Source organism: Pseudoalteromonas sp. SR45-5, assembly GCF_014163565.1.
In the GTDB taxonomy this organism is placed as follows: Bacteria; Pseudomonadota; Gammaproteobacteria; order Enterobacterales; family Alteromonadaceae; genus Pseudoalteromonas; species Pseudoalteromonas distincta.
This window is the reverse complement of the sequence record NZ_JACJDN010000333.1, coordinates 1-4,370: the sequence shown is the minus strand read 5'-3', so window position 1 is coordinate 4,370 and position 4,370 is coordinate 1. Positions and strand designations below refer to the sequence as shown.

Genomic DNA, 4,370 nt, shown 5'->3' with positions numbered 1-4,370 from the left:
ATCAATTACATTTAATAAACGCTTAAAGCTAGTAAAACACTAGCCAAAAACTAAATCTCGTTTACGCACTTACTTAGCGAGCACGGAATACGATACGACCCTTTGATAAATCGTAAGGAGTCATTTCTACCGTTACTTTATCGCCGGTTAAAATACGGATATAGTTTTTGCGCATTTTGCCTGAAATGTGAGCCACAACTACGTGACCATTTTCTAGCTCAACTCGGAACATTGTATTTGGTAAAGTATCAAGGACTGTCCCTTGCATTTCGATTACGTCTTCTTTCGCCATGTTTAGCGTAACACCTCTTTAATAGTTAAACGCTGCAGATTTTGCCCAAAATACACCAATAAGTAAAGGCGCAGGGGCTATATTTGCAAATTAAATAGCCACCCACTCATCATTGAGCTGTTTTTGAGCTGGTAAAAACTGAGTTTTGTACTTCATTTTATCGCATTCATCAATTTGATAGCCTAAGTACACGTATTGCTTATTTTGCTCTTTTGCAAATTTAAGCTGCTCTAATATCATCACAGAGCCTAAACTATAGTGTTCAAAGTCGGGGTCAAAAAAAGTATAAATTGCAGAAATAGAGCTGTTCATACAATCAGTTACGGCAACTGCGGCTAAAGTATCTTGGTGCCATAGCTCAATAAATGTGATTTTGAGCCAACTGCAAAGTAAAAAGCTTTGAAACTGTTCTTTTTCAGGAGGATACATACTTCCATCCTGATGGCGCATCGTTATGTATTTACTATAGAGCGGATAATACTCAGGGCGTTCTTGCATCGAGTATTTTACTTCAAACTGGTTTTTTGCTTTGTTTAGTTTACGTTTTTGCGATTTTGAAGGGATAAAGTCTTGTGCTAATACACGTACAGAATTACATGCACTGCATATTGGGCAGTGTGGACGGTATATTTGGTTACCACTGCGACGAAATCCTAAGCCTAATAATGACTCAAATTTGTCTGTGCTGTAGCAACTAGGATCTAGAATAACTAATAGTTGCTCTTGTCTGTTGGGTAAATAACTACAGTCAAACTCTTGGGTTAAACCAACACGTGCAGGAAGTTGCTCATTCATAGATTGCGTCAAGTTCTTGTGGCTCCCACATAATAGGATTAATAATATAGTTATGTGCAGCTTTTAGTTTAGTCAAAAATGTTGAGCGGGGGATTACTTGTGCACCTAAGGTCATTAAATAAGGGTTTTCTAACTGGCAATCAATAAAATGCGCATTATGACGTTTAAGCCAATTTACCAGTGCCCACATAGCAAGCTTGGAGCAATTGGTTTGATGATGAAACATCGACTCACCACAAAAAACACCATTTTGCATAATACCGTATAAGCCACCTGCAAGCTCTCCGTTGCTCCACACTTCTAAGCTATGGGCAATGCCAGCATTGTGTGCATTAACATAAGCGTTGAGCATGTCAGAGGTGATCCAAGTGCCATCGGTATCAAGGCGTTGATCGCGACAAGCTTCTATTACCTCCTCAAAGGCATTATTAATGGTTACTTTTACAGGGTGCTTTTTTAAATGTTTACGCAGGCTCTTACTTATATGAAAATCATCCAGTTCAAAAATCCCGCGTTCGCTCGGCGACCACCACATAATAGGCTCATCTTCGCTAAACCAGGGGAATATTCCGCTTTTGTAGGCATTACTTAGGCGAGGTAAACTTAAATCTCCGCCAATTGCTAACAAGCCATCAGGGGATTCTAATGCGTATTCCGGATTGGGGAATGCTATATCGGTTTCACTTAATTGGTATAGCTGATTTCTCATACAGTACTTATTTTATAATTGATCGTAAAAGTGTAACTATATTTTAGACATAAAAAAAGGGCTGAATAATCAGCCCTATTATAATTTATTTAATTGCTTATAAATTATCTAAAAAACGTTCTGCATCAAGGGCAGCCATACAGCCTGTACCCGCTGATGTGATTGCTTGACGGTAAATGTGGTCAGACACATCACCTGCAGCAAAAACGCCCTCTACACTTGTTTGAGTTGCGTTACCATTCAATCCAGACTCTACAACTAAGTAGCCGTCTTTCATTTCTAGTTGACCAACAAACATATCTGTATTTGGCTTATGACCAATAGCAATAAATACACCGGCTAAATCTAGCTCTTCTGTTGCATCAGACTGTGCATCTTTAATACGAATGCCAGTTACGCCCATTTGGTCGCCTAATACTTCGTCAAGCGTACGGTTGTAATGTAAAACAACGTTACCGTTAGCTGCTTTTTCAGCAAGGCGGTCTGCAAGTATTTTTTCACTACGGAAACTATCACGGCGGTGAATAACATGTACTTCGTCAGCAATGTTAGATAAGTATAGCGCTTCTTCAACCGCTGTATTACCACCACCAACAACCGCTACTTTCTGACCTTTATAGAAAAAGCCATCACATGTAGCACAGGCTGAAACGCCACGGCCTTGGAAATTAGTTTCAGACTCTAAGCCTAAGTATTTAGCAGAAGCACCTGTTGCAATGATTAACGCATCACATGTGTAAGTACCTTGGTCGCCAGTTAGTGTGAAAGGGCGCTTAGATACATCTACTTTATTGATGTGATCGAATATGATTTCAGTTTCAAAGCGCTCAGCGTGCTCTTTCATACGATCCATTAATGCAGGGCCCGTTAAGCCGTGTGCATCACCAGGCCAGTTTTCAACTTCAGTCGTGGTTGTTAATTGGCCACCTTGTTGAATGCCTGTAATTAAAACAGGGTTTAAATTTGCACGTGCTGCATATACTGCGGCAGTATAACCAGCTGGGCCAGAGCCTAAAATTAGTAGCTTACAATGTTTTGCTTCAGTCATTATTTTTCCTAAACGTTTAATACTGTGTTCAATATGCTCATTAATGCGCTTGATTCTAAGAAAAACAAGGCAGATGTAAACAAAATCCGCGATTATTTTTTTTCTCAAATCGAAAAGCTGTGCAGTATTGTGTACTAGAGCTCTATGCTTTTACAGCTAATATGCCAAAGTAGCTCAATAAATAGACTAACAGGCAATAAAACAGCGTTAATTCATGACCCCTTTGATTTTTTTTGTTATGTTTTACCTAATTTTATTTGTCACTGATAGATTATGTGACCTAAGCGAATAGGCAACTATGTTATTTTGGCAGGAAAAACCCGCATTCGGGTTGACTTCAAAAGACGTTAACGTCTTAACCAATGCGCAAGATTACCGAACGCAATTGCTACGTTTGATAGCTAATGCAAAAAAACGAATTTATATCACAGCGCTTTATTTACAGGATGACGAAGCAGGTCGCGAGATTTTAGAAGCCCTGCATCGAGTATCATTAGAGAACCCTGCGCTTGATGTAAAAGTGCTGGTGGATTTTCATCGTGCGCAACGTGGTTTAATTGGTGCAGAGAAGTCTGATGGTAACGCAAGTTTATACTGTGACGATTTAGAAAAGTTTAAATCGAACGTACAAGTTTATGGTGTACCTGTAAAAGCTAAAGAATTATTTGGCGTATTACATTTAAAGGGTTTTGTCATTGACGATACCTTGCTTTACAGCGGCGCAAGCTTAAACAACGTGTATTTGCAGTATAATGAGCGTTACAGACTCGATCGTTACTTTTTAATAACGCAGAGCGAGCTGTGTGACTCAGTGGTTGATTTTATTGAGACTAAGCTAATTAGCTCTGTTGCTGTGCCACGCATAGACACACGACCGCTTAAGCGTTTACACGACTTCAAACTTGATCAAAAGCAATTAATGCGTGATTTAAAAGTCGCAAGTTACAACGCAGCAGAGCAACTAAATACGCAAGCATTAGGTATTCGTTTGTTTTTAGGGCTTGGTCGTCGTAATAACGAATTAAATCGTTTAATAAAAGCGTTATTTGATACCACAGAGCAAGAGCTTGTGTTGTATACGCCATACTTTAATTTTCCGGCGCCACTTATGCGATCACTGCGCCGATTATTAAAGCAAGGCAAGCAAGTTACGATTGTGGTAGGGGATAAAACAGCCAATGACTTTTATTTACCGCCAAGCGAGCCGTTTAGTAAAATAGGGGCGTTGCCTTATTTATACGAAACTATTTTGCATAAGTTTGTAAAAACGCAAAAACGCCACATCGATAACGGTAATTTAAATGTGTATCTGTGGAAAGATGAAAGTAATTCGTTTCATTTAAAAGGTATTTGTTCAGATAGAACAAAACATTTACTGAGCGGGCATAACTTAAATCCGCGTGCATGGGGTCTTGATATCGAAAACGGTATTTTAATAGAAGATCCAGAGCAAACAATTATGGATGCTATTGATAACGAAAAGCAGGAAATTTTACAACACTGCCGCCGTTTAACAGGCCCAGATG

General features: G+C 39.2%; 5 protein-coding genes. 1 reads left to right on the top strand and 4 read right to left on the bottom strand.

Features of this window, described 5'->3' with window-relative positions; genetic code table 11:
• Nucleotides 1–73 precede the first annotated feature (73 nt).
• From infA to trxB, 4 genes are all read right to left on the bottom strand, one after another.
• Nucleotides 74–292: a translation initiation factor IF-1 gene (gene infA / locus H5072_RS12700; protein ID WP_002962494.1), complete on the bottom strand. Its 219-nt coding sequence runs from the start codon at nucleotides 290–292 to the stop codon at nucleotides 74–76.
• 90 nt (nucleotides 293–382) lie between these two features.
• Nucleotides 383–1,087, bottom strand: a complete 705-nt coding sequence (locus H5072_RS12695) for an arginyltransferase (RefSeq protein ID WP_182673541.1) — start codon at nucleotides 1,085–1,087, stop codon at nucleotides 383–385.
• Entirely contained in the window at nucleotides 1,080–1,796 is a 717-nt protein-coding gene (gene aat, locus H5072_RS12690) for a leucyl/phenylalanyl-tRNA--protein transferase (protein ID WP_024595507.1), read from the bottom strand. The genes H5072_RS12695 and aat overlap by 8 nt, the downstream gene beginning before the upstream one ends.
• A 97-nt stretch (nucleotides 1,797–1,893) precedes the next feature.
• The gene (trxB, locus tag H5072_RS12685; RefSeq protein WP_024595506.1) at nucleotides 1,894–2,844 is read right to left on the bottom strand and encodes a thioredoxin-disulfide reductase; all 951 of its coding nucleotides are present in this window, start codon (nucleotides 2,842–2,844) and stop codon (nucleotides 1,894–1,896) included.
• 298 nt (nucleotides 2,845–3,142) lie between these two features.
• Between trxB and pssA the strand changes: the two genes are divergently transcribed.
• The coding region (gene pssA, locus H5072_RS12680) for a CDP-diacylglycerol--serine O-phosphatidyltransferase (RefSeq protein WP_182693719.1) at nucleotides 3,143–4,370 on the top strand (1,228 nt) is incomplete at its 3' end.